The following is a 23,349-nucleotide window of genomic DNA, read 5'->3' as shown; positions in this document are numbered from 1 at the left end:
GGGAAAAAGGGGGCGCGTCACCAGACGCGCCCGTCAGGCGGCTTGGGAGGCGTCAGAGTTTTGCGGCGAAAGCTTCAAGTTCGTTGAGCGTCGCCTTGATATCCGTGCGGCTGCCGGTGATCAGCTCTTCGAGCATGATACCCCACTGGTTGCCCAGTTCCTGCCAGCGTGCATCCTGCCAGAAGGTAACGGTGGTCTTTTCGCCGGTCGCGGCCATCGCATCGGCAAGATTCTGGCCGAAGGTCTTGGCATATTCCGGGCTCTGATAGGTGCTTGTGCGCGTCAACTCCCCCGGCTGACCGGCGGCGAGGCGGCGTGCCTCCTGTTCCTTGGATGTCGCCCAGGCAACGAAGAGGCCGGCGCAGGCCTTATCCTCGTCGGTCTTGTTGGCCTTGGAAGCGATTGCAAAACCATGGGCGTAACCAGCGCCCGGCAGCGGCGACGGTGGAACCGAGAAGGCGACCTTGTCTGCAACCTGGCTCTGCGCCTTATCGACCGACATGCCACCGAGTGGCGCAGATTCGATGATGATCGCCACCTTGCCGGAGCGGAAAGCGCCGGTGGACTCATCCCAGGAGCCCGTTTGGGTGCCCGGTGCGGAGTATTTGAACAGTTCGAGGTAGGTTTCGGTCGCCTTTACAGCTGCATCCGAATTGAAGGCCGGCTTGCCATCCTTGAACCACTCGCCGCCATTTGCCTTGAAGAAGGGCATCCAGCGCCAGACATTGGCGCCTGAACCGCGCTGTCCGCGCAGGGCGGTGCCGTAAACACCATTTGCCGGATCATGCAGCTTCTTCACCGCGGCGAAATAGTCGTCCCAAGTCTTCGGCGGGGCGATGCCTGCCTTCTCCAGCAGATCGGTGCGATAGACCATCAGGTCGCCGCCGCCCTGTACCGGTGCGAACCACTCCTTGCCATCATAGGTCGCAGCAGCGCGCATGCCGGCGTCGAAATCTTTGTAATCGTATTCTGCCGGGTAAAAGCCTTCGAGCGGAACGATCCACTTTGACGAGGCAAAAAGGGCAAGATTGGCCTCGTCGACGTAATAGACGTTAAAGCTCCCGACCGTCGCGGCGTCAGCCTGTGACTTTGCGCGGCGATCGTTCTCGTTGAGATAGCTGATCTCGAAACCAGCGCCCGAGAGTTCTTCGAACTCATCGACGTATTTTTCGAGAAGTGTCAGTCCGTCGCGTGGCTGCGCCAGGACACGCACGTCGCTGGTACATTGTGCGGCGGCAAATGCGTTGGATGCGGCAAAGATGGCGATAACCGCGCAGCCGGCGCGGAGTGCGTTCAGTGTCATGATGTCCTCCCTTGGTGGCAACTCCCGTGCCATCGACCGGGCCAGATTTGCGCAAGCGAGACGCGTAAACTAGTTGGCGTCAATCACAGAACTGGTATTATCTTGACATTTGTGCGCCATAACATGAGCAGATGAATGCGTATTGCATCGGACTTTCCGCAATCGGTCTCCGAGACCTTCTCCGCCACACGCGAGCAGATCGTTCTGCCAGGAGGGGCGTCCTATCTGATCCGCAGGGACGACTACCCCAATCCGATCTGCATCTGGAACTACCACCCAGAATGGGAAATCCACTTCATTCCTGATGCTACAGGCTTTGCCTATGTAGGGGATTACATCGGGCCGTTCCGCCCGGGGCATCTGGTGCTCACGGGGACGAACCTTCCCCATAACTGGATTACGCCGGGCGCGCCCCCGTTGCCCGGTCGAGACATGGTTCTGCAGTTTGACGCGGGTGCGCTGATCGGTATCCGCGCGGTCTGTCCGGAGTTTGATGTCCTTCACCGGCTTAAACCTCTGGCACAGCGTGGCATCGAGGTTCTGGGCGAAGACGCTCTCCTGATCGGTGCCAAAATCCTAAAATTGCACGCGGTGGGACACCGCGGCGGGCTTGGGCTTTTTCTGGAAATTCTCGAAGACATCGAGGCAGCCGCCGACAAACGCTTGCTCGCAAGCGAACATTTCATATCCGTTTATAACCAGGTGTCTGACCGCAGGCATCGCAGGATCGATCAGGCGATCCAGATCCTCCAATCGAACCCGGCCGCCCAGATGCAGGAAGTGGCCGAACTGGTTGGCTTCGAGCCCTCGGCATTCTCCCGCGCCTTCCGACGCCTGACCGGCATGAACTTCTCCGACTATAGCCGATCGGTTCGCGTCTGGCGGGCGCGAACCCTGCTTGCCGAGACGGAGACATCAATTACCGATATCTGTTTCGAGGCGGGCTTCAACAACCTGTCGAACTTCAATCGTTACTTTCGACTGGAGATGGGGCTTACCCCCAGGGCTTACAGAAAGGCGGCGCGCATCAGGGCGAAATCCGTCATCGCGGGACCGTCAGCGAAATAGGGTTTGTCGCTGACCTGATTGGGCCCGCATGTGCAACGCTTTTTGACGCCGATGCGTTCTATGGCGCCAGCGTTCGTCCTTGATCGCTGTCGGGGTATAACGCGACGGCGGGCGGATACCTGGGCCTATCGACGCCATCAAAAGGAGGAGTTCATGCAGACGCGTATCAAAATGTTGGCGGGAGCGTTAACGTTCGCAGTTACGCTATCGGCCCAATCCGCCGTCGCCGCCAGCCCGAAGCCGGTTCCGGTGGGGATTGATCACTACCGCGGTACGTGGCTTGAGATCGGCCGCATGCCCATGCTGCTGACGGACGGCTGCGTCGCCGGCTACTCGACCTACCGGCAGGGTAGCGCTGCAAACGAGGTCCTGGTGGAAGACGGCTGCCGGGTCGGCTCTCCGCAGGGCCGACTGAAAACCATCAAGGGTGTCGGCAAGATCGAGGATTTTGGCGCCGCGAATGCCAGGATGCGGGTGCGTTATCCGCTTCTCATCACGTTTAACTATTGGGTTCTGTACAAATCCCCGGACAAATCCTGGTTCATCAGCGCCAACCCCTCCACTGACGACGTGTGGATTTATGCGCGTGGCATACCCTCCAAAGCCAAGCTCCAAGGAATGATCGCGAAAACGCGCGCGCTGGGTTATGACGTCAGCAAGCTTGAGTTTCCCGCTCAACGCTGAAAGGGTATATCGATGCTGCATTCCCTAGCGGACGGCTACAGGGCGATCGTGATAGGCGCATCCGGCGGCGTCGGAGGGGCCTTGATGTCCCTCCTTGAAGCCGATGCTTGCTGCGCGGTTGCCCTGCCGCTCTCGCGTAGCAAGGACGATCTGGACATTACCGATGAGGCGAGCGTCGCCGCGGCCGCGAGCCGTCTCGGAGACCAGCGCGGGTCCTTCGATCTGATTTTCAACGCCACCGGCGCCTTGACCATTGACGGTGTTGGCCCTGAAAAGTCGATCAAGGCAATCGACCCTTTGCAGATGGCCAAACAGTTTGCCGTGAATGCTATCGGACCAGCCCTGCTGCTGAAACATTTCGCGCCGCTTTTGAAGCGCGAAGAAAAATGCGTTTTTGCCTCTCTGTCCGCACGCGTCGGCTCGATCGGAGACAACCGATTGGGCGGGTGGATTTCCTACAGGGCATCCAAGGCGGCCCAGAACCAAATCATAAGAACGGCAGCAATCGAGATCGGGCGCACCAATCCACGGTCTATTGTCGTGGCACTTCATCCCGGAACGGTCGCGACCGATTTGTCGCAGCCGTTTTCAAAGGGAAAGGATCGGTTCGAGCCGGAAGAGTCTGCCGCGCGCCTCCTCCAGACGATAGACGCCCTCACGCCAGAGCAGACCGGTCAGTTCTTTGCCTATGACGGCTCAAGAATCGAGTGGTAGTTTTCGGTCCCGCAAAACGATTTTAACGGCGGGTCATCATTTCCTGAAACTTTTCTGTCAGTCCTTTCGTCTTTTGTCTCGCTCCAATGAAGGAGTGTTAGCCCGAGGAGGCGCGCAATCCGCGTCGGGGCAATTGAACAAGAGGACGTTACGATGATCCGGTCTGCAATACAGAAGCTTGCGCTTGCCACAATCGTTTCTGCCATCTCGACTGGCGCTTTCGCCGCTAATCCGAAAGTCGGTGGCGCCGCGATGTATGAAAACAAAAACATCGTTGAAAACGCCGCGAATTCAAAAGACCACACGACGCTTGTCGCAGCCGTCAAGGCCGCCGGCCTGGTGGAAACGTTGCAGGGCAAGGGTCCCTTCACGGTTTTTGCACCAACGAACGAAGCTTTTGCGGCCCTGCCCAAGGGCACCGTCGACAATCTCTTGAAGCCTGAGAACAAGGCACAGCTGACCAAGGTTCTCACGTGTCACGTCGTTGCGGCTGACGCCATGTCAAAGGCTATTGCAAAGATGATCAAGGACGACAAAGGCACCCACGACGTGAAGACAGTGGGCGGGTGTATTCTGAAAGCCAAGGAGAGCAAAGGTAAGATCACCCTCACCGACGAGACTGGCGGTGTAGCCCATGTGACAATCGCCGACGTGAAACAGTCGAACGGCGTCATTCACGTTATCGACAAGGTCCTGCTTCCTAAGATGTGACGGTAAACCCTTGATAAACAGGGCTGGCTCCGGTTTCGGAGCCAGCCCTTTGTCATCTCGCGTTGTTGCCGCAACAGTGTCTCAGGTTGCAGGCAGGATGGCGATGTCGCGAATCCGGCCGTCAGCGCCGGAAATCGCACCAATTTCAGTCGCAGCACCCGTGTCCAGATTGACGGTGTAAAGCGTATTACCCGCGGCCAGAAAGGCAGTGTTCTTGCCGCCTTCCTCTCCGTGGATATCGAATGCATAGCTTGCGGGTGTTTCCTTCAGGCCGAGCTTGCCGATCGACTTCAACGTTCCATCATTTGGCTTTGTCTGCTGGATCAGCGCCCCGATTGTGGCGTCGATATTGTACATCGCGGTTTTCTCGGGCTTGCCGATCGAGTTCGTGTAAGCCGCAGCAACGATATTCGGCGTTTCACCCTTATGCATGTCGCCATCCTCATAAGCGAGTGAACCATCCACCGTGACTGCCCCGGTGTCAGGGTGAACGCGGTGGTTCGTCGTGCCCGTCATGAAACGAAGACGGTCTGCAGCGGGATTGAAGTCGACGACAACAGGTGCATCGGAAAGGGTGAGCGTCTTGTCCATCTTCGCGACCTCGGTGGCAGCGCCGGTCTCGAGGTCGATTGTGACGATACGATGATCCGATGTCACACCAACGACGGTCTTGTTGCCCGGGCGGAAGTCGATGCCGACGAGCTTTTCGACGCCGGTCACCTCCATGGACTTCGTAACCGAAGGTTTTTGCGTATCGAACATGACGAGGGTCTTGTCTCCTGTGAGACCAAGGACCGGCGCCGCTACGGCAAAACCTGCCGATGCCGCGAGGGCCATGGATGCGATGAGACCGAGGCGGATAATATGCATGTGCTTCTCCCGTTGTTGAACCATTCTGAAGGCGTCGTTCGAACGCCTCCGGTTTCAGGACACGGCAGCCCGCGCAGTTGGATGCAGGCGGGAAAAATTATTTTAAGATGCATCCATTAACTTGTCTGATGGGTATGATGCAGCGGTCGCCGTTCACCCGACCACGTGGAAAGGAATAGGATGCAGATGGGCTCCGTGCCGAACGATCTCGACAGGGCGCTCGCTGCCTGCGCGAAAGGCGATAAAAATGCGTTGCGGTTGATATTCGATCGCGAGGCCGGGCGGCTCGTCGCGGTAGCCCAGCGCATCGTCAGGCGGCGCGAGCTGGCCGAAGAGGTTGTTCAGGAAAGCTTTGTGCGAATTTGGACCCATGCGCATCAATATCGCGCCGATCAGGGATCTGCGCGGGGATGGATTTACGCGATCGTCCGCAACCGCGCCCTCAACCTTATCCGCGATACGCGCCGCGAACTGACCGTTGAGGACGTCGACATGCTTCGGGATAGTGAAGCCGCAACACAGGTGATCGCCGCATGGCAGCAACTGGATCGGAACTCACGGCTCTATGAATGTCTCGGCAACCTCGACGAGACGAAACGTCAGGGAATCTTGATGGCCTATGTCGGGGGATACTCTCACGGTGAGATCGCCGGCAGGCTATCCATTCCGCTCGGAACGACAAAGTCCTGGATAAGGCGTGGCCTCATCGCCCTGCGGGAGTGCATGGCATGACAATTGACCGAAAAGACAGTGCCGATCTTGCCGATGATTACGTTCTTGGCTTGCTGGATGAAAAGGACGTCGGAGCAATCGAGGCTGAACTGGTGCATGATGCTGCCCTGCGCGCGGAGGTGTCCAGAAGCCGGGAGCGATTTCTTCCCCTTGATACCGCGGTTGAACCTGCTGCAAATACCGAAGGCTTATGGGAAGAAATCGAAGCCCGCCTGGTTCAGCAAAGCGCTCCCGCCCAGGACGCGTCGCCCAGGTCCGCAAATGATAACAATAGCTGGCGTGGCGTCGCTCTCTCAGCTATCGCCGCAAGCCTGCTGCTCGCCATCGGTCTCGCCTTCAGCCTAGCGCGGCCTTCCGATCCCCTCGTGATCGCGGTTCTCCTTGACGAAAGAGGTCAGGTGCAGGCTGTCGTTGAGGATTTCGGAAACGAGAGGGCAACGGTGCGGATGCTGGCCGATTTTGCGGTGCCGCACGACAAGACGATCCAGCTATGGACGTTGCCCTCGAAGGAGGTTGGTCCCGTTTCGCTCGGTTTGCTCGAGGGCGTGCGTTCCGCGCAGCTGGAAGGGCCTCCACTTCCTGCCCCCCGAACCGACCAGCTTTACGAAATCACGCTCGAGCAGGCGGGTGGCTCGCCAACCGGCAAACCCACCGGGCCAATTCTTGCAAAGGGATTTGCCCGGATGCCACGATAGGACTGTCCGCAAAGTGTGACATGTGATCTCGATGTTGCCCGGATGTTGAACGGCTTGTGGCCGCTCGCCTGAAGTGAGTGGTAAAATCTGGTCGTTGCAACTCGTGCCCCCTGTCCCTTTAGTGTAGGGATGATACCGGGAAGTCAGGCTCCATGATCACGCGTGCGCAGGACGTGACATCATTACCGTTTCAGGTTTGCATCGTTGGTGCTGGGCCGGTGGGACTAGCCACTGCATTTCGCCTGGAGAAACAGGGTATCGGCGTTCTTCTGGTCGAGGCGGGACAACACGATAACGGCGGTCGAGTGGTGAACGCAACCAACCACCACCACGCCCCTCGGGCCTCCTCGATGGCTAGTGGTCTCGGCGGGACTTCATCGCTTTGGGGCGGGCGTTGTGTTGGGTTTGACGACATCGATTTTATCGAACGGCCTCATGTCCCAAACTCGGGTTGGCCTATCCCGCACCATGCTGTCGGTCGGTATTATGACGACGCCCTCGATTTTCTGAATGTTGAAGGCCCGGGTCCGGTTGTGACAAGCAACCCTTTACCACTCGGCGAAGTGCATGCCGATTCCATGGAATGGTGGAGTTCGAAGCCTGAGCTCGCAAACATATATCGCGAGAAAATCGAAGGTTCGCAACTCATCCACTTTCTTCCCGACACTTCGGCGACCTCGATCGAGCTCGACGCTTCGGGCGCTGCAAGCCACCTCCATCTCGAAGGTCTGCAGGGGAGACTACGGGTTCCCGTCACCAAGTTGGTCCTTGCAGCCGGCGGCGTTGGAAACGCCCGCCTATTGCAACAGCTGAACAGGGCATATCCCGGCAGGCTTTCACGCACGCTTGGCGCCTACTATCAGGGACATCTGACCGGCTATATCGCCATGATAGAGTTTCATGATGATGCCGTTGTCGATGCGCTGTCGTTCAAAAAGACGCCAAAGGGCAGTGTTTTTCGACGGCGACTGCAACTCTCTGAGTATGTGCAGCATCGGCTTGGTTTGCTCAACTGCGTCTTCTGGCTCGATACCGTGTCGATTTCAAATGCCCTGCATCATTCGGCAGGATTTTCCGCGTTGTTTCTCATCTTGCAACTGACCGGGCTATACCGGTTCCTGGCAAACGGAAAAGCTGCCGGGTCGTTTTTGCGCAGGGACGTTCGTTATCGCGATCATCTGCGCAATCTCGTTCCATCATTGCGGGCGCTCAATGACCTGCGCGACACCGTAAGGCAACTCCGTCGCCGCAATCGGAAAGCGCCGCTAGTCAACCCGGCCCGGCGATACCTCCTGCGCTATCACGCTGAACAGGCCCCGGATCCGGCAAGTGCCGTGACGCCATCTCCGTCGAAGGGCGAGCATCACCGCGCTGCGGTGACCATTGATTATCGTGTTCGCGAAGAAGACCTTGAGTCGATCGAACGATCTCATGTGTTCCTCGACCAATGGCTAAGAAAAAATGAGCTCGGGCGGCTAGACTATCTCCATGCTGAGGAGGAGCGCAGGCAAGCGCTGCGCGACCAGGCTTATGACGGGTTCCACCAGATCGGCTTGACCAGAATGGCTGCATCGCCTGAGAACGGGGTGGTGGACAGCGACTGCAAGGTTTACAACGCCGATAACCTCTACGTCGCCGGCAGTTGCGTCTTTTCGACTGGTGGCCACGCAAACCCGACAATGCCGGCAGTGGCCCTTGCCATGCGCCTGGCGGACCACCTCGCTGAATCAATCAGAACTGTCCATTCTATCGAGTGGGCCAAGTCCTGAAATGACAGGTGCCTGCGGCGCCTAGATGCGGCTCTTGCGAGGATGCGCCAGGGGATAGCCGTTCTTTTTTTCAAAACTGGGGCTGAAGATCTCGCTCAGCATATCAAGGACGCGTTGAACGCCGGGATTTCGGCAGATGTAATAAACCGTCTGGCCGTCCTTGCGCGTCGCGACTAGTCCATCGCGGCGAAGCTTGGCAAGGTGCTGTGAGATAGCCGACTGGCTCATATTCAGTCGCTCGGCCAGATTGCCAACCGAGCTTTCATTGTCGCAGATGATCGACAAAATCTCCAGCCTCACCTCGTTTGAGAGATTGGATAACAATCTGGCCTTGGAAGAATTTGAGTACATGGTACCGATCCGGAACTGTTCAACCTTGTCCTGACCTCATTTGATCAACTTGGGACAAGTAGCGATCAGATATGCCAAGCTGCGCTTTGCCCTCAACTCTGAGCTTTCCCATACTATGCAACAAACTTAAGGCGGGCAAGTTATGCATTTAGTGCCGTCATAGGTTCAACTGACAGCAATGGAAAAGAGATGCGCGACTTCAACGATGACATCAAATATGTCGGCGGTTTGAGCGATTCCATCGGGTTCTTCAGCTGGGTTCTTGCCGACAACCTTCTTTTTGCCGATGCGGTATTCGCGTCGCTCTACGAGATACCACTTGAGGATTTAGTTAAGGGCATGCCTGTCGAGACCATCCTCTCAAGGATCGTTGAGGAGGATAGGGCGATGATTGCCCGTAATACTCATGAAGCAATAATTTCTGGTAATACATCCGCATCATCTTACGCCGTGCAGCTCAAAAATGGCGGGCGAAAATGCCTTGTCGCCTATGGGCGATGTCTGAGGGACAGCAACGGCGAGCCGTCGGTGTTCACCGGGGCTGTCATGGATGCCGTCATGCCGGACGTTACATTTGGCTCCAGTGCGCTTGAAGCGCATTGTCGTGCAGCCTATGAGATTGCAAACCGAAACGGTGACGATCTTGCTGCGCGCTATCTTAAGTCGGCCCTGGCACTCGTATCTGGCTCATGACACGCACCTCAAGAATATTAAAATTCCATGCGGGCGTCGAAGGCTCCATCACTACGCGAAACCTACTGATGCTGCTTTTGGCAAGCGTCTTCATCTCTGGCGCTGGTGCCATCGTTGCGGCGGAACAGGTCCGCAAGGACGATCACGTTATCGTCTTTATTCGGCACGGAGAAAAGCCGTCAAATGGATTGGGCCAGCTAAATTGCCGGGGCTTGAACAGGTCCTTGGCTCTGCCGGCAGTTCTCACCCGATTGTTCGGCAAGCCTGACCGCATCATTGCGCCCGATCCATCCCGGCAAAAAGAAGATGTTGGTAAGAGCTATGCCTATGTCCGACCGCTGGCGACAATCGAGCCAACAGCGATTGCAAACGGCCTGCCGGTGGAAACGTCGATAGGCTACGAGGACGTCAAAGAATTGGTGACCGCTTTGGACCCTACCGAACACCCAGACCGGGTTACCTTGGTCGCATGGGAGCACAAGAAACTGGTCAAAGTCGCAAGGGCGTTGATGGAGGCTGAAGGCGGAGACCCTGATGATATCCCCAAATGGTCAGGCGATGATTTCGACAGTCTTTATGTCCTGCACTTTCCAGGCAACGGCGAAAAGCCGCAGTTCAAGCATATGACACAGGGACTGAGTGGATTGCCGGATACATGTCCTTAACGGTCGTGGCCTATGAGGCGCCCCGTCCATAGGACCCTGCATCTATTGACTGATTTGGTTCCCAAGACTTGCTCGGGCCGTGCCGGCGGTCCTTGCCCCACGTTCCAGTCAGGGAGTTTTTTCTTTCATGATAGCGGCCTGGCACGCGGAACGCGATCAGCGATGCCGGAAGAGGAGGTGCAGCCGCTTTATGGTGACATATACGGACATCTCCACCTCCAAAATATTGCCCATCGAAAAGCAGAATGGGCCGGTGCGCGCAATTTACCTAAATAAGAGGCAACTGATAGATAGCCAAATTGATGTTCGAGGATCGCTTGAATAAAATCAAATCGTCCATCGTTGCGAAGATTTTTCTTGTCTGCTTCGTCAGCGTCCACGTGCCGCTCATTGCGCTCGTTACCTTTTTGTCGCTCGGCTTCCAACCAAGCGCCCTGTCGATTTTCGGTCTTGTCCTCAGCGCGACATTGGTCGGAACGGTTCTGTGTCTTTACGCGATCTGGCGACTTATCAGTCCACTTAACCGGCTTGCATCGGCTTTGAAACGCTATCCCGACGACAAAACGATCCTGACCCTGCCAGCGTCTGCCGCTGATGAAATCGGCACCGTTACCGATATTGCGCGGTCCATGCTGCTGGAGGTCGAGGACTTGACAAGGAAGCTCAAGCATCAAGCAAGCACGGACTTTCTCACGGGGCTCGGAAACCGCAGGGCGCTGATGGAACGCATGCCGGTTATTCAGGCCCAGGCCAGCCGATCGGATGACGCGGTTTCCATCATCCTCTTCGATCTGGACCACTTCAAGCGGATCAATGATGAATATGGACACGAGACCGGCGACAAGGCGCTGATGGCGGTTGCCGAGGCCGTCAAGGATCACTTGCGCCCCTATGATTATGCGGCAAGGATCGGCGGCGAAGAATTTTGCATCGTGTTGCCCAGGGCTGACATGGCGTCGGCACTGATCGTGGCTGAACGGCTCCGTAACGCCGTCGCCGAATGTGTTGTCGAGCCACTGGCAAAAGGGCGCATCACCTGCAGTTTCGGTGTCGCTGAAGCTCGACAGAACGAGAGGCTCCAGGAACTCCTTCTGAGGGCGGATGCCGCGCTTTACCAGGCTAAACACGGCGGTAGAAATCTCGTGAAGAGCGCCCAGTCAAAATGACTTGAGGTGACTGAGATAGAAAGCCGTGCGACGGACAGTCGGTGTCAACGTCGACCTCTTTCTCCTATGGCGACGGAGGTACGGCTCTCCGTTGACAGTATTAGCAGCATTTGACCCTCGCTTCATGCCTCGAAGAACGAAGTGAGGGCCTGCGCCAGTTCTGAAGGTGCCTCTTCCGCCATGTGGTGCCCGCTGTCTATTCCTTGCCCTGAAACCGGATGTGTTGACCAAGGCTGCCATATTGCCCGAATATCTCCATATAGTTCTTCAAGGTCGTCCTGCATCGACCACAACACGTGGAGCGGGCAAGTCAGCTTTTTTCCGGTGTTCCGATCATCGCGGTCGTGGAGGTGGTCGACCCGGACACCGGCCCGATAGTCGCCAAGCATACCCTGAACCGTCGACGGATCCCGGATCGCCGAACAGAAATCCGCAAAGTTCTCGCGCCCCAAGGACGCTTCGTTGCCACCGTACCATGTCAGGGGATCAGCGAGGATGGCCTGCTCGGGTTTGCCATGTTGCGCGAAAAAGAACCAGTGCCACCATCGTGAGGCAAAACGAAAGTCACATCGTTCCAATGCTTCCAGGATCGGAATCCCATCCAGGATGGCCAGCTTTTTCACCCTTTCCTGGTGATCCATGGCCGTGCGGAACGCGGTGTAGCTGCCTCTGTCATGACCTGCCAGGAAGAATCGGTCGAAGCCCAGGTGCTCCATGAGTGCGACACAGTCACGGGCCTTGGCCCGTTTGGAAGACGCTTCATAATCATAGGGGTCAGCCGGCTTGCCGGACTTTCCAAACCCCCTCAGATCTGGGCAAATTACCGTGTAATTCTTCGCAAGAATAGGAGCGACCTTGTGCCAGGTGGTGTGAGTCCTGGGATGTCCGTGCAGCAGAAGAACAGGTGGGCCACTTCCGCCATGTCGCACACGAAGCATTGTCTCCGGCAACCTGATCATTTCAAGCTTGAAATCTTCGAACATGCGCACTCCCTTGAATAAGATGCTGAACGATCTTCGTGATTGCCGGTTCCGAGAGATGTCCAGTTGTATGAGACGTGGAAAACGCCAGGGGGCTTTCCCTGAACGACGCATTTGGGCGTGTTCGGGGATGAGAAACGCCACCTGCTGAACCTTCACGCTCTAATCGACCGCCGCCCTCGAAATTTTTTAAAGGCGGCTCTTGAATTCGCGGCGTCCAAAACCAAATCGATACGCGCCGGCCGCTCATGACAGGGCTGGCACTGCTGGAAGCGCCATCTTTGGCGCTCCGTACCCATGTTGCTTCAAGGAGGATATGGCTATGGCAACATCTTTTGACTATTCCCCCCTTTTCCGGTCCAGCGTCGGTTTCGACCGGGTGTTCAATCTTCTCGAAAACGCGCAGCGCGCCCGCTCGGTCAGCGACTGGCCGCCCTACGACATCGTCAAGACGGGCGATGACAGCTACCGGATTGCAATCGCGGTTGCCGGCTTTGCGCAGGACGATCTCGACATTACCTTTCAATCCAATCTGCTGACAGTCACCGGCAAAAAGCAGGAGACGGCCGCAGAGGCCTATCTGCATCGCGGCATTGCCGGCCGGTCATTCGAGCATCGTTTCGAGCTTGCCGATCATGTCAGGGTCAGCGGAGCAGATTTGAAAAACGGTCTTTTGTCCGTCAATCTCGTCCGTGAGGTTCCCGAGGAAATGAAGCCGCGGAGGATAACCATCGAGACCGCGCCCGCGCTTGGCTCGACATCGTCTCCTGCGCAGATCGAAGCAAAAAAAGCCGCGTAAGCTTATAGCTTTCAATGAGGGCGCCGTGGCCGCGGCGCCTTCGACATCACGGGTTTGGAAGGAGGAAGCAATGAAACCCGATATGTTCAGAGAACCTGTTTCAATTCTTGTTGGTCTCGGCTATCCCGCCCAGGTGCGCAGCGTCATCGATGCTTACCGACACCTCGTAGAATGGCCGACAGCGCTTAGAGACAGCGCACATTCGGTCGCGCTCAAGGCGTGCGGAGCAGCACTGCGCGGTGAGATCGAAGCGGAAACTGCCAGAGGGCTGTTTGCCGCCTTCGCGCAAAAACATGATTTATTGGCGCCGGAGACGAACTTTATCGCCTCGACTGGTTCGCGCCGGGATAAGGATCCACGCCTCGCCTGAGGCAACCCTCGACGCCCGTCAACGAGATTATAACAGGGCGCGCGGTTCGAGCGCCCGCGGGCTGGCTTCTTACTTCAGATTGCGAGATATGCGCGGCGTTGCGCCGAGTTGAAGCGAGCCGGCACCCGGTCAGCAGCTGATAGGGTCAAGCGAGGCGAGGTGACTTATGGTGATTGCTGCGTTTCCTGCATGTCGGCTCCGTTTGAATACCTCTCCGTCTGGAAACCGAGCCTTGTAAGGCCGCTCCTCACCTCAGCCGCGTTCATGAACAAATCCCATATCAGGCCGCTGCGATAGTTTTCCATCATCGCCACGACCGGGCCCTGATTGATCGCGAGATGGGTTTTTGAAACCCATCCAGTCGATGGCTCAAAGGAATCCATCAGGCCGAAACGACCCATTAGCCTGCCTTCCCGCCATTGCAGAAAGGACATCGCCGCCTGTTTTGATCGTGCCGGGAGAAACGGCATGCTTGAGAGAGCAGCCGTCGTTGCAATGATGCCGTGATCTTCCGTCGGCGAATTGACGATATATCCTTTGGGGCCATCGCAAGCGGAAAGCCCCCATCCGTCAGCAGGCGCATAGCGATTGCTGCAATAGCGATAGTTGATGACACTATGAGCATGCGCCTGCTCGACATAATCCTGGCAATAGGCATCCCGCAATCCGTGCGGATCGATCGTGCAGAAGGAGTAATGCGACAGGAAAAGCGGACCTCCGAATGGCTGTCCGAGCGGCAGCCGGACACCCAGATAGGATGCACCATTCCTGATGTCGCCGTTGCGCGCCCATCCGATATGGTAAGATGCGGGATCGATCGAATGTTTCGCCGATCCCGCGGCAAGAACATAACAGACCAGAGCCTCGTTCCACCCCACGATCGGCAGGTTCTTCGCCCAGCCGAACCGGGGGCTCCAATGCCAGAAGAGCGGGCCGGGCTTGCCCTGTGTGAACCAGTCCCATTCCACCGTGTCAACGATGGCGGCTACGGACTGGCGCAGACCGATTGCGCTTGGCGTCGGCTCGCCGAAGAATTCGCGTGTGCAGATCAGCGCCTGGACCAGAAGCGCCGTTTCAACGAGGTCTCCGCCATCGTCGAACTTTGCAAACGGAATGGTCTTGCCTCCTGATGTCTGCACAAAATGCGGAAAGGCGCCGTGAAATCGTTTCATCGCAAGAAGAGAGCGAAGCATTCGATTTGCCCGATCAATTCCCTCCTGCCGCGTGATCCACGAACGGTGTACACCGACGATCAGCGCCAGAAATCCGAAGCCGACACCGGATATGGAGGTAACCTCATGGATCGGCTCTCCGTCCGAACTCATTCGATCCCTCGGAAGTCCGCTTTCGCGATGGCTGCCGGACCAGAAATAATCAAAAGTGCTGTGATGCAAGCCATCAAGCTGAGCAGAAAATTCGTCTGTCACTTCCAACCTCGGGTGATCCGCAGCACAATCGGAAGCAGATCCGCACACAGGCTTAACCGACTCGGCTATTGATTCCAAATGTGCAGACATGCAGGGCTGAATTACGGTCGCTTGGCAAAATCCATCACGCTTCGACATCGCGTAGCGGGAACATCGCAGGGTAAGCTTGGTTGATGACCGTACGCATGTCACCGAGCAGAACACGAGTTGGGAAACCGAAGCCGCATGATCCTCTTCATCTCCGACGTCAAAAAGACCTATGAAACGGCTGAAGGTGTCATTCCGGTGCTCAATGGTGTCGGGCTATCGCTCGATGCCGGTGAAAGCCTTGCCCTGACAGGAGAATCCGGCAGCGGCAAAAGCACGCTTCTCCATCTTGCTGGCGGCCTTGATCTTCCCGACAGCGGCACCATCATGGTAAGCGGCCGCAAGATCACCGATCTTGACGACAGGGGCCGGGCGCAATTTCGCCGAGATGATGTCGGTCTGATTTTTCAGCAGTTCAATCTGATACCGAGCCTTGATGTTGGCTCCAATGTTTCTTTCCATGCAAAGCTTGCGGGCCGCCATGATCCGACGTGGGAAAAGACGCTGGTCGAAGCGCTCGGAATTGCAACGCTGCTGAGGCGCTACCCAGAGCAGCTCTCGGGCGGGCAACAGCAACGGGTTGCAATCGCACGAACCCTTGCGGCACGGCCGGCACTGATCCTCGCCGACGAGCCAACCGGCAATCTGGACGAGGCGACCGCGGATGTCGTCATCGACATCATGCTTCGGCTGACGAAGTCGGCCAATATAGCACTTCTGCTCGTCACCCATTCGAGCCGGCTTGCCGCGAAGCTTGATCGGCGGATCACCTTAAGCGGCGGGAAGGTTTCGCAATGAACCTATCCGCCTTCAACGCGCTGCTTTCGCATTGGCGCTACCGACCTGTTCAGCTGATGACGCTCGTGATGGGCGTGGCGCTCGCGACAGCTCTCTGGGCCGCCGTGCAGGCCATCAATGCCGAGGCGCGGGCGAGTTATGACCGGGCTGCCTCCGTTTTGTCTCAAAACCAGCTGGATCAGTTGGTGGCAAAGGACGGGGGCATGATAGCGTCGCAGACTTACGCAAAACTTCGGCGTGCAGGTTTCGATGTCTCTCCAGTCATTGAGGGTCAACACCGGTTTGGGATGACGCGTATCAGGCTTATCGGAATTGATCCGTTGACGATGCCGTCGGACGGTACGCTTCTGCCCGCCAACGATCGATCTGGACTGATCGAATTCATGACGCCGCCCGGCGTCATGATCGTGTCGCCGGAAACAGCCGGTAGCCTGAAAGAAACTTCAGGCCTTGCGGTGAGACCGGCGGAAAATATCCCTGACGGTGCTGCCTTTGTCGACATCGCCACCGCGGACCGTCTCCTTGAACGCAATGGCCGCCTCAGCCGAATTGTCGTTTCCGCGGGAGAAGGGCAGAAATTGCAGGCGATTGCGACCGTCGCGCCCGAGCTGAGGATTAGAGAAGCAGGTGGGCGGCCGGATGTCGCGCGGCTCACCGACAGCTTTCATCTCAACCTTGCCGCATTTGGGTTTCTTGCTTTCGTTGTGGGTCTTTTCATCGTTTATTCCGCGACCGGCCTGTCGTTTGAGCAGCGGCGTGGCACCTTCAGGACGATGAGATCGCTCGGCGTCTCGCTGACATCCCTCACGGCCATGCTCTTTATCGAAGTCACGCTCTTTGCGCTCGTTTCGGGCGCTTTCGGCGTTGTGCTGGGTTACGTGATTGCCTCGGCGCTTCTGCCTGGCGTGGCAGCGACGCTCGGCGGTCTCTACGGGGCAAGCGTTGTGGGTTCGCTTTCCATCAGGCCGGAATGGTGGCTGGCAGGCCTTGGCATGGCGCTGGTCGGCACCTGGCTTTCTTCCCTTCAACATCTCTGGCGTGTCTGGAAGATGCCGATCCTGTCACCGGCGCAAAGCAGGGCTTGGGCAATGGCCTCCTTCAAGGGGCTTGTGCTTCAGGCCATAGCAGGCGCAGTTCTTCTTGCGCTTTCTATCCTGCTGATCTGGTGGGGCAAGGGTCTCGTTGCCGGCTTTGCCGTGCTGGCGGCATTCCTGCTGGGCGCGGCTCTTACCCTCCCACCGTCACTGGCTGTTGCCCTGAAAACATGTGAGCAGACATCCCGACATGTGTTGGCAAAATGGTTCTTTGCCGACACACGGCAGCAATTGCCGGGACTGTCGCTCGCGTTGATGGCATTGCTGTTGGCATTGTCGGCCAATATTGGCGTGGGAACCATGGTTTCGAGCTTTCGCGAAACGTTTGTCGGTTGGCTGGACCAGCGGCTCGCGGCGGAAGTTTATGTAACGGCAAGGGATGAGAGTGAGGCGGACCGATTGCGTCAATGGTTCCCTGATCATACAAAAGCGGTTCTACCGATCTGGAGTACTCAGGGCGAAATTTCGGGAGAAAAGGTGCAGATTTTTGGTGTCGCCGATGACGCCACCTATAGGGACCACTGGCCGTTGATCCAAGGTACCAAAGCGACCTGGGACGAGGTTGCGAGTGGGCAGGGAGCGCTTGTCAACGAGCAGTTCTGGCGGTCCGGCAAGGCATCGCTCGGACAGAAAATCGCCCTGCCGGGCGGCTGGAGCGCCACCGTCGTCGGTGTGTTTTCGGATTACGGCAATCCGACCGGCCAGGTCATCATCGGTATCAAAGCCCTTGTTGAACATTATCCCGACGTTGAGAAGCTGCGCTACGGGCTCCGCATCGCCCCGGAGGAGACGTCCGCCTTCCGGCAGCGGCTGATGGACGAGTTCGGGCTGCCTGAAAGCAATATCGTTGACCAGGCTTCTCTCAAGCGGCAGTCGACGGCCATTTTCGAGCAGACCTTTGCCGTGACGGGTGCGCTCAACGTCCTGACGCTTGCCGTCGCTGGCTTTGCGATGTTTTCGAGCCTTTTGACGCTTTCGTCGCTCCGGTTGCCACAGCTGGCTCCTGTCTGGGCGCTCGGGCTTCGTCGTCGCGATCTGGCGTGGCTAGAACTTCTCCGGACGCTTGCCTTGTGGTTCATCACTTTCCTCGCGGCAATTCCCGTCGGGCTAGTATTGGCGTGGGTTCTCCTGGTGATCATCAACGTCGAAGCATTCGGCTGGCGCCTGCCGATGATGCTCTTCCCGCTGGAATGGCTTAGACTGGCCGTTGTCGCGCTGCTCGCCGCCGTCATCTCGGTTCTCATTCCGATCCGGCGGCTGGCGAGAACGGCTCCTGCCGACCTTCTGAGGGTCTTTGCCAATGAACGCTAATCCCATCATCGCTTTTCTTTGCGCTTCTCTTGTTCTGATGCCCGGCGCGGCAGTCGGGCAGGGTTTTGCCGGTCTCGGGTCGAACGCGGAGGGTTTTAGCGTTCCGAGGAGAGGCGTGCCGCTGGTGTTCCCGCAGGACCATGCGGCGCATCCCGATTTCAGGATCGAGTGGTGGTACGTCACAGCTAATCTGCGCACATCCGATGGTGAAGAACTCGGTGCGCAATGGACGCTTTTCCGGTCGGCGCTTCAACCTGGTAAGCGTGGCGGATGGGCCGATCCGCAAATATGGCTGGGCCATGCGGCAGTGACGACCGCAAGCCGTCATTGCGTGGCTGAAAGATTGGCGCGCGGCGGTGTTGGACAGGCAGGCGTCGAAGCTGAGCCGTTCGACGCCTGGATCGACAACTGGCAGATGAAAGCGACGACGAGTGAACTTGCCGATCCTCTCGACAAGATTGATCTGAATGCCAAAGGCGACGGTTTCCAGTATCAGTTAAGGCTTATCGCGAAAGGACCTCTGGTCTTGCAGGGCGAAAAGGGCTTTTCGGTCAAATCGGCGGCAGGCCAGGCAAGCTATTATTATTCCCAGCCATTTTACGAGGTGCGCGGGACGGTCATCCTTGATGGCCGATCACGCGAGGTGAATGGCAGGGCTTGGCTCGACCGGGAGTGGTCGTCCCAGCCGCTGGCGTCAAATCAGACGGGGTGGGACTGGTTCTCCCTCCATCTTGCGACGGGTGAAAAGGTTATGGCGTTTCGCCTGCGGGACGACAGGCAAGGATATGTTTCTGCCAATTGGGTGTCGGCGGACGGCACGACCGCAGCCATTGATCCCGCAGATGTGCAGCTTTCACCCTTGCGAACCGCAAGTGTCAACGGCAGGGCCATACCTGTGGAATGGAACCTGAAGATACCGAGCCGCAGTCTCGACATCAACACGACCGCTCTTAATGAACAGGCCTGGATGGCGACCTCGACGCCCTATTGGGAGGGGCCTATCAGTTTCACAGGGACCACCTCGGGGAGTGGCTATCTGGAAATGACCGGCTACTGAGATTTTTTCTTAAACGGTCGGAACAAAATTGAAGATGACACATTTCCTCGGCGTATAATCCTCAGGACGCTGAATGAAAGACGACCCACACTCCCGGCAGGACGCTAGAGACGCCGGAGAGCGTCTTGTTTCAGGCCATGCTTCAGAAGATCCTTTTGCGGCGGCTTTTAAAGCCACCCGCATGCCGATGCTCATCACCGACCCTCGGCAGCCCGACAATCCAATCATTTTCTGCAACCGCGCCTTCTGCAACCTGACCGGCTATGGGATGGAGGAGCTGATTGGGCGCAACTGCCGCCTTCTTCAGGGACCGAAGACAGACCCGGAGGCGGTCAACAAGCTGCGCGACGCGATCGCTTCGGAACGGGATCTCGCCATCGATATCCTGAACTACCGAAAAGATGGCTCGGAGTTCTGGAACGCGCTTTTCGTCAGTCCTGTGCGCGACGTGTCCGGAGCGGTCATCTACTTTTTCGCATCGCAGCTCGATTTCACCAACATCAAAAGCAAGGAGGCAGAGCTCGCCCGTGCGCGGCACATTGCCGAGGAAGAGGTGGCGCTGAGGACAGCCGATCTGACCGAGGCACTGCGCGCAAAAACGGCGCTCGTCCATGAAGTCGATCACCGCGTCAAAAACAATCTTTTGACGATCGCCTCCATCGTCAAGCTTCAGGCGCGAATGACAGACAACGAGGTCGTCGAGCGGACACTGATGTCCGTGCTGAACCGCGTCGAAGCGCTGAGCACCGTTCAGCGCAAACTTCTGAACGATGAGGATGTGGGCCATTTCGATGTGGCGGATTTCGCCAATACCCTGATGCTGGACAAGATCGGTGCCTTGAAACGGAGCGACATCACTCTCACGACGGACCTCCACGAGGTCGTGGTTCCAGCAACCAAGGCATCGCCTTTGGCGTTGATCATCAACGAGCTGATTGGAGACGCGATTGGCCGTGGACTGAATGATGGCGGTGGCGAACTGCATCTGGAAGTGAAACGGCTCAACGGCCACTTCCTCATTCGGGTCGTTGATATCGTTGTTCCGGTTGACGTCGATAGCGAACAAGCCGCCTTCAGCAAAAAGATGCTGGAAGCATCACTAAAACAGTTGCGTGCAACGATGGTGAGGACCGTCGATAATAGCCGGACGGACGTCCAGGTCACGCTTTCTGTAAAAGACTGAAAGGATATCTCGTGAAGATCTTGATTGTTGAAGATGAGGCTTTACTGGCCATGGAGCTTGAGAGTGAAGTGGAAGAGGCCGGGCACGAGATCGTGGGCGTCGCCGCTGACAGCAAGCAAGCTCTTTCATTGATCGAAAAAACCTCTCCACAATTCGCCTTTGTGGATATTCAATTGCTGGACGGTCCAACTGGTATCGATGTCGGCCGGCACCTTGCGTCCCGTTCAATTCCCTATGTTTTCGTTTCCGGAAACCTGAAGCGCATCCCAGAGGATTTCGCGGGGGCCCTTGGCGCGATCGAAAAACCTTACACTATGAACGGGTTGCAAAATGCACTTGAATTCATCGACACCATCGTGAACGGCGAGCACCAGTCGGTTACCGCACCGCCAAGTCTTGTGTTGTCGCCAAACTTGCTCGCTGCATTGTCGGTGTAAGACGCCGTCGTAAATAGGATTTGCCCTTGAACTCGCCATCTGAACGCATCGAAGCCGTTCGCAATTCTGGTTTGCTTGATGTTCAGGGCCAATCCGAATTCCAGGATATTATCGAGGTTGTGAAATCCGGGCTGAAATGTCCGGTAGCACTGATTTCCATTCTCGATGAGCATCGGCAGGTCTTCATCGCCCATCTCGGCCTTCCGGAAAAATGGGCCGAAGCGGCAGAGACGCCGCTGACGCATTCTTTCTGCCAGCACGTGGTGCGCGACAAGATACCTCTCATCATCGGCGACGCGACACTCCACCATCTCGTCAGGGATAATTTGGCCATCGCCGATCTCGGCGTGATTTCATATATGGGCGTTCCGGTCACCATGCCGGATGGTCTGGTCATCGGTGCGCTCGCGGCAATCGACGGAGAGCCGCGAAGCTGGACCGAGAGTGAGCTGGAACAGCTGAGCCGGATCGGGCGTGTCGCTTCCAATCAGATTGCCACCTTCCTCTCCGAGCGTCGATGGGAAACACTGTTTCGACAGCTGGAAGAGGGCATCGTCGTCGGCTCCGTGATCCGCGATCTCGAAGGATCGATCATCGACTGGCGGTTTGAAACAATCAATCCGGCCTGGAGTGTTCTTCTCGGCTTACCCGGAGATAATGTCCCCGGCCAAACGATGCGCGATGTCTTCCCAGACTTTGAGAAAGAATGGATTTCCGATGTCGCCGAAGCGATGGAGACCAGGCAAAGCAAGCGTTTCACACGCAAGATCCGCTCCCTGGATCGCTGGTTCGACGGCTACGTGCAGGCGACCGGCAACGATAAATTCGTCATCATCTTCGTCGACGTTACCGATCGCATGCAGGCGGTGGAGGCGTTACGCAACAGCGAGACGAAACTGCGACTGATCGTCGAAGGGGCCAAGGATTACATCATCCTGACGCTCGATGAGAACCACCGCATCACCAGCTGGTTTGGCGGTGCCGAGGAGACTTTCGGTTGGTCGGAAGCGCAGATGCTTGGCAGACCGTTCGAAGATATTTTTACGCAGGAAGATCGGACGGCGAATATTCCGCAGCTTGAGATCGACACGGCGGGTCGCGAGGGTGTTGCACTTGATCGCCGATGGCATCTCACCGCCGATGGTACGCGGGTCTTTCTCGATGGCACCATACGCCCGATGCCCAATCATTACTCCTCCCATCTTTCCGGCTTCATCAAGGTTGCGAGAAACGCGACAGCACAAAAGCTCTCGGAGGACAGGCAGCTCGCTTTTCTCGAACTGGGGGAAAAGATCCGCGAACTCGACTCGGTCGCCGACGTCGCTTTCGCAGCCGCGGAAATTATGGCTCGAAATCTGCAAGGGGCAACGCGGGCGGGTTATGGCATCGTCGATCCCATCGCCGAGACTGTGGAGATGCTGCCTGACTGGCGCGCGGCCGGGATGTTCACCGTTGCCGGCCGCCATCATTTTCGTGATTACGGTTCCTATATCGAAGACTTGAAGCGTGGCGAACTGGTGATCATAGCTGACGTCGCTGCCGATCCGAGAACATCGGGGTCAGCGGAGCTTTTGAACTCGCTGGGCATTTCCGTCCTTGTTAACGTGCCGATCCTTGAACGGGGCGCTTTTGTCGGCGTCATGTTTGTGCACTACGAAAAGCCGCACGAATTTTCTCCAGAAGAACGGGATTTTGTGCGGACGATTGCCGATCGAACCCGCGAAGCAATATCGCGGATCCGTGCGGAACAGGAGCAACAGGTTCTCAACCATGAGATAAGCCATCGGCTGAAAAACACGATGGCGATGGTTCAGGCAATCGCGACCCAGACCCTTCGGCCCGTCACCGACAGGGCGCCCGTGGAAGCCTTTTTCAGCCGGCTTCATGCACTTTCGAAAGCGCATGAAGTCCTGCTCAATCACGACTGGTCATCAGCGCGCATGATGACCGTGATCGATTCCGTGCTTCGGCAACTTTCCCTTCCGGATCGTTACCGTCTTTCAGGTTCCGACCTTGAGATCGGTCCGCGGACTGCGCTCAGCCTTGGGCTTCTCATGCACGAGCTCGGCACCAACGCCCTGAAATATGGCGCCTGGTCGAGCGACGCTGGAAAGGTCATCGTGACGTGGAGGGTCGAACCCGTCGGTGGGGACAGCACGCTCGTTGTCGAGTGGGACGAACAGGATGGTCCCCCGGTGGTACTGCCGTCGGGCAAAGGGTTCGGATCGAAGCTGATCCGTATGGGCCTCCTGGGAACCGGAGGCGTCGAGGTCAATTACGATCCTGACGGACTGCGCGTGACCATGCAGGCGCTGGTTTCACAGCTGGGACAATAGCATTTTCGATAAACAGCGCCCGCGATAAGCGAGGCTCTTTGGTTTGCGT

General features: G+C 57.2%; 23 protein-coding genes. 18 read left to right on the top strand and 5 right to left on the bottom strand.

Annotation, left to right across the window (positions count from 1 at the left end; translation table 11 throughout):
- Window positions 1–52: 52 nt before the first annotated feature.
- Window positions 53–1,303, bottom strand: coding sequence for a sugar ABC transporter substrate-binding protein (locus FS804_RS12445; protein WP_144576865.1), 1,251 nt, complete (start codon window positions 1,301–1,303; stop codon window positions 53–55).
- Window positions 1,304–1,438: 135 nt separating this feature from the next.
- Here FS804_RS12445 and FS804_RS12440 point away from each other — a divergent pair, with 135 nt between their 5' ends.
- From FS804_RS12440 to FS804_RS12425, 4 genes are all read left to right on the top strand, one after another.
- Complete coding sequence (locus tag FS804_RS12440) at window positions 1,439–2,371, top strand: AraC family transcriptional regulator (protein WP_144576863.1); 933 nt, start codon at window positions 1,439–1,441, stop codon at window positions 2,369–2,371.
- Between the two features lie 153 nt (window positions 2,372–2,524).
- On the top strand, window positions 2,525–3,055 hold the full coding sequence (locus tag FS804_RS12435) for a lipocalin family protein (RefSeq protein WP_144576861.1): 531 nt from the start codon (window positions 2,525–2,527) through the stop codon (window positions 3,053–3,055).
- Between the two features lie 12 nt (window positions 3,056–3,067).
- Complete coding sequence (locus tag FS804_RS12430; protein ID WP_186376782.1) at window positions 3,068–3,769, top strand: SDR family oxidoreductase; 702 nt, start codon at window positions 3,068–3,070, stop codon at window positions 3,767–3,769.
- A 153-nt stretch (window positions 3,770–3,922) separates the two neighbouring features.
- The gene (locus FS804_RS12425) at window positions 3,923–4,480 is read left to right on the top strand and encodes a fasciclin domain-containing protein (RefSeq protein WP_144576859.1); all 558 of its coding nucleotides are present in this window, start codon (window positions 3,923–3,925) and stop codon (window positions 4,478–4,480) included.
- A gap of 81 nt (window positions 4,481–4,561) precedes the next feature.
- Here FS804_RS12425 and FS804_RS12420 read toward each other — a convergent pair whose 3' ends face one another.
- On the bottom strand, window positions 4,562–5,350 hold the full coding sequence (locus FS804_RS12420) for a DUF4394 domain-containing protein (RefSeq protein ID WP_144576857.1): 789 nt from the start codon (window positions 5,348–5,350) through the stop codon (window positions 4,562–4,564).
- 186 nt (window positions 5,351–5,536) lie between these two features.
- Between FS804_RS12420 and FS804_RS12415 the strand changes: the two genes are divergently transcribed.
- The 3 genes from FS804_RS12415 to FS804_RS12405 all read left to right on the top strand — a co-directional run bounded on the left by FS804_RS12415 (window position 5,537) and on the right by FS804_RS12405 (window position 8,546).
- Window positions 5,537–6,082 (top strand): sigma-70 family RNA polymerase sigma factor, encoded by a 546-nt coding sequence (locus tag FS804_RS12415; protein ID WP_063950506.1) that lies wholly within the window; start codon window positions 5,537–5,539, stop codon window positions 6,080–6,082.
- Window positions 6,079–6,777, top strand: a complete 699-nt coding sequence (locus FS804_RS12410) for an anti-sigma factor domain-containing protein (protein WP_144576855.1) — start codon at window positions 6,079–6,081, stop codon at window positions 6,775–6,777. The genes FS804_RS12415 and FS804_RS12410 overlap by 4 nt, the downstream gene beginning before the upstream one ends.
- Window positions 6,778–6,929: 152 nt before the next feature.
- Window positions 6,930–8,546: a GMC oxidoreductase gene (locus tag FS804_RS12405; protein WP_144576853.1), complete on the top strand. Its 1,617-nt coding sequence runs from the start codon at window positions 6,930–6,932 to the stop codon at window positions 8,544–8,546.
- A 21-nt stretch (window positions 8,547–8,567) separates the two neighbouring features.
- On the opposite strand, the gene FS804_RS12400 is transcribed toward FS804_RS12405, so the two are convergent.
- A complete protein-coding gene (locus tag FS804_RS12400) occupies window positions 8,568–8,897 on the bottom strand; it encodes a helix-turn-helix transcriptional regulator (RefSeq protein WP_144576851.1) in 330 nt (109 codons plus the stop codon).
- 189 nt (window positions 8,898–9,086) lie between these two features.
- On the opposite strand from FS804_RS12400, the gene FS804_RS12395 reads away from it, so the two are divergent.
- The 3 genes from FS804_RS12395 (at window position 9,087) to FS804_RS12385 (ending at window position 11,421) form a co-directional block, all read left to right on the top strand.
- On the top strand, window positions 9,087–9,590 hold the full coding sequence (locus tag FS804_RS12395) for a PAS domain-containing protein (RefSeq protein ID WP_144576849.1): 504 nt from the start codon (window positions 9,087–9,089) through the stop codon (window positions 9,588–9,590).
- Window positions 9,591–9,658: 68 nt separating this feature from the next.
- Window positions 9,659–10,255, top strand: a complete 597-nt coding sequence (locus FS804_RS12390; RefSeq protein ID WP_246665875.1) for a hypothetical protein — start codon at window positions 9,659–9,661, stop codon at window positions 10,253–10,255.
- Between the two features lie 317 nt (window positions 10,256–10,572).
- Window positions 10,573–11,421 (top strand): GGDEF domain-containing protein, encoded by an 849-nt coding sequence (locus FS804_RS12385; protein WP_186376781.1) that lies wholly within the window; start codon window positions 10,573–10,575, stop codon window positions 11,419–11,421.
- A 122-nt stretch (window positions 11,422–11,543) separates the two neighbouring features.
- Here FS804_RS12385 and FS804_RS12380 read toward each other — a convergent pair whose 3' ends face one another.
- The gene (locus FS804_RS12380; RefSeq protein ID WP_144576845.1) at window positions 11,544–12,404 is read right to left on the bottom strand and encodes an alpha/beta fold hydrolase; all 861 of its coding nucleotides are present in this window, start codon (window positions 12,402–12,404) and stop codon (window positions 11,544–11,546) included.
- Window positions 12,405–12,723: 319 nt separating this feature from the next.
- Here FS804_RS12380 and FS804_RS12375 point away from each other — a divergent pair, with 319 nt between their 5' ends.
- Window positions 12,724–13,200, top strand: coding sequence for an Hsp20 family protein (locus FS804_RS12375; protein ID WP_144576843.1), 477 nt, complete (start codon window positions 12,724–12,726; stop codon window positions 13,198–13,200).
- A 70-nt stretch (window positions 13,201–13,270) separates the two neighbouring features.
- The gene (locus FS804_RS12370) at window positions 13,271–13,570 is read left to right on the top strand and encodes a DUF982 domain-containing protein (RefSeq protein WP_144576840.1); all 300 of its coding nucleotides are present in this window, start codon (window positions 13,271–13,273) and stop codon (window positions 13,568–13,570) included.
- A gap of 164 nt (window positions 13,571–13,734) precedes the next feature.
- Here FS804_RS12370 and FS804_RS12365 read toward each other — a convergent pair whose 3' ends face one another.
- Window positions 13,735–14,895, bottom strand: coding sequence for a glucoamylase family protein (locus FS804_RS12365; RefSeq protein ID WP_144576838.1), 1,161 nt, complete (start codon window positions 14,893–14,895; stop codon window positions 13,735–13,737).
- Window positions 14,896–15,222: 327 nt separating this feature from the next.
- Here FS804_RS12365 and FS804_RS12360 point away from each other — a divergent pair, with 327 nt between their 5' ends.
- From FS804_RS12360 to FS804_RS12335, 6 genes are all read left to right on the top strand, one after another.
- Window positions 15,223–15,882, top strand: a complete 660-nt coding sequence (locus tag FS804_RS12360; protein ID WP_144576826.1) for an ABC transporter ATP-binding protein — start codon at window positions 15,223–15,225, stop codon at window positions 15,880–15,882.
- The gene (locus FS804_RS12355; protein ID WP_144576824.1) at window positions 15,879–18,287 is read left to right on the top strand and encodes an ABC transporter permease; all 2,409 of its coding nucleotides are present in this window, start codon (window positions 15,879–15,881) and stop codon (window positions 18,285–18,287) included. The genes FS804_RS12360 and FS804_RS12355 overlap by 4 nt, the downstream gene beginning before the upstream one ends.
- Entirely contained in the window at window positions 18,277–19,344 is a 1,068-nt protein-coding gene (locus tag FS804_RS12350; protein ID WP_144576822.1) for a lipocalin-like domain-containing protein, read from the top strand. The genes FS804_RS12355 and FS804_RS12350 overlap by 11 nt, the downstream gene beginning before the upstream one ends.
- A gap of 73 nt (window positions 19,345–19,417) precedes the next feature.
- The gene (locus FS804_RS12345; RefSeq protein WP_144576820.1) at window positions 19,418–20,527 is read left to right on the top strand and encodes a PAS domain-containing protein; all 1,110 of its coding nucleotides are present in this window, start codon (window positions 19,418–19,420) and stop codon (window positions 20,525–20,527) included.
- 11 nt (window positions 20,528–20,538) lie between these two features.
- Window positions 20,539–20,964 (top strand): response regulator, encoded by a 426-nt coding sequence (locus tag FS804_RS12340; RefSeq protein ID WP_063950225.1) that lies wholly within the window; start codon window positions 20,539–20,541, stop codon window positions 20,962–20,964.
- A gap of 26 nt (window positions 20,965–20,990) precedes the next feature.
- Complete coding sequence (locus FS804_RS12335) at window positions 20,991–23,300, top strand: GAF domain-containing protein (RefSeq protein ID WP_144576818.1); 2,310 nt, start codon at window positions 20,991–20,993, stop codon at window positions 23,298–23,300.
- The last annotated feature ends 49 nt before the right edge of the window (window positions 23,301–23,349 follow it).

Source organism: Agrobacterium sp. DE0009 (assembly GCF_007680755.1).
GTDB lineage: Bacteria > Pseudomonadota > Alphaproteobacteria > Rhizobiales > Rhizobiaceae > Agrobacterium > Agrobacterium tumefaciens_B.
Note: the sequence above shows the minus strand (reverse complement) of the source record. Positions and strands in the feature narration are given on the sequence as shown.

Bases quoted from the DNA above. Each gene is read 5' to 3' on its own strand.
- FS804_RS12445 (WP_144576865.1), bottom strand. From the start codon at position 1,303: ATGACACTGAACGCACTCCGCGCCGGCTGCGCGGTTATCGCCATCTTT.
- FS804_RS12440 (WP_144576863.1), top strand. From the start codon at position 1,439: ATGCGTATTGCATCGGACTTTCCGCAATCGGTCTCCGAGACCTTCTCC.
- FS804_RS12435 (WP_144576861.1), top strand. From the start codon at position 2,525: ATGCAGACGCGTATCAAAATGTTGGCGGGAGCGTTAACGTTCGCAGTT.
- FS804_RS12430 (WP_186376782.1), top strand. From the start codon at position 3,068: ATGCTGCATTCCCTAGCGGACGGCTACAGGGCGATCGTGATAGGCGCA.
- FS804_RS12425 (WP_144576859.1), top strand. From the start codon at position 3,923: ATGATCCGGTCTGCAATACAGAAGCTTGCGCTTGCCACAATCGTTTCT.
- FS804_RS12420 (WP_144576857.1), bottom strand. From the start codon at position 5,350: ATGCATATTATCCGCCTCGGTCTCATCGCATCCATGGCCCTCGCGGCA.
- FS804_RS12415 (WP_063950506.1), top strand. From the start codon at position 5,537: ATGGGCTCCGTGCCGAACGATCTCGACAGGGCGCTCGCTGCCTGCGCG.
- FS804_RS12410 (WP_144576855.1), top strand. From the start codon at position 6,079: ATGACAATTGACCGAAAAGACAGTGCCGATCTTGCCGATGATTACGTT.
- FS804_RS12405 (WP_144576853.1), top strand. From the start codon at position 6,930: ATGATCACGCGTGCGCAGGACGTGACATCATTACCGTTTCAGGTTTGC.
- FS804_RS12400 (WP_144576851.1), bottom strand. From the start codon at position 8,897: ATGTACTCAAATTCTTCCAAGGCCAGATTGTTATCCAATCTCTCAAAC.
- FS804_RS12395 (WP_144576849.1), top strand. From the start codon at position 9,087: ATGCGCGACTTCAACGATGACATCAAATATGTCGGCGGTTTGAGCGAT.
- FS804_RS12390 (WP_246665875.1), top strand. From the start codon at position 9,659: ATGCTGCTTTTGGCAAGCGTCTTCATCTCTGGCGCTGGTGCCATCGTT.
- FS804_RS12380 (WP_144576845.1), bottom strand. From the start codon at position 12,404: ATGTTCGAAGATTTCAAGCTTGAAATGATCAGGTTGCCGGAGACAATG.
- FS804_RS12375 (WP_144576843.1), top strand. From the start codon at position 12,724: ATGGCAACATCTTTTGACTATTCCCCCCTTTTCCGGTCCAGCGTCGGT.
- FS804_RS12370 (WP_144576840.1), top strand. From the start codon at position 13,271: ATGAAACCCGATATGTTCAGAGAACCTGTTTCAATTCTTGTTGGTCTC.
- FS804_RS12365 (WP_144576838.1), bottom strand. From the start codon at position 14,895: ATGAGTTCGGACGGAGAGCCGATCCATGAGGTTACCTCCATATCCGGT.
- FS804_RS12360 (WP_144576826.1), top strand. From the start codon at position 15,223: ATGATCCTCTTCATCTCCGACGTCAAAAAGACCTATGAAACGGCTGAA.
- FS804_RS12355 (WP_144576824.1), top strand. From the start codon at position 15,879: ATGAACCTATCCGCCTTCAACGCGCTGCTTTCGCATTGGCGCTACCGA.
- FS804_RS12350 (WP_144576822.1), top strand. From the start codon at position 18,277: ATGAACGCTAATCCCATCATCGCTTTTCTTTGCGCTTCTCTTGTTCTG.
- FS804_RS12345 (WP_144576820.1), top strand. From the start codon at position 19,418: ATGAAAGACGACCCACACTCCCGGCAGGACGCTAGAGACGCCGGAGAG.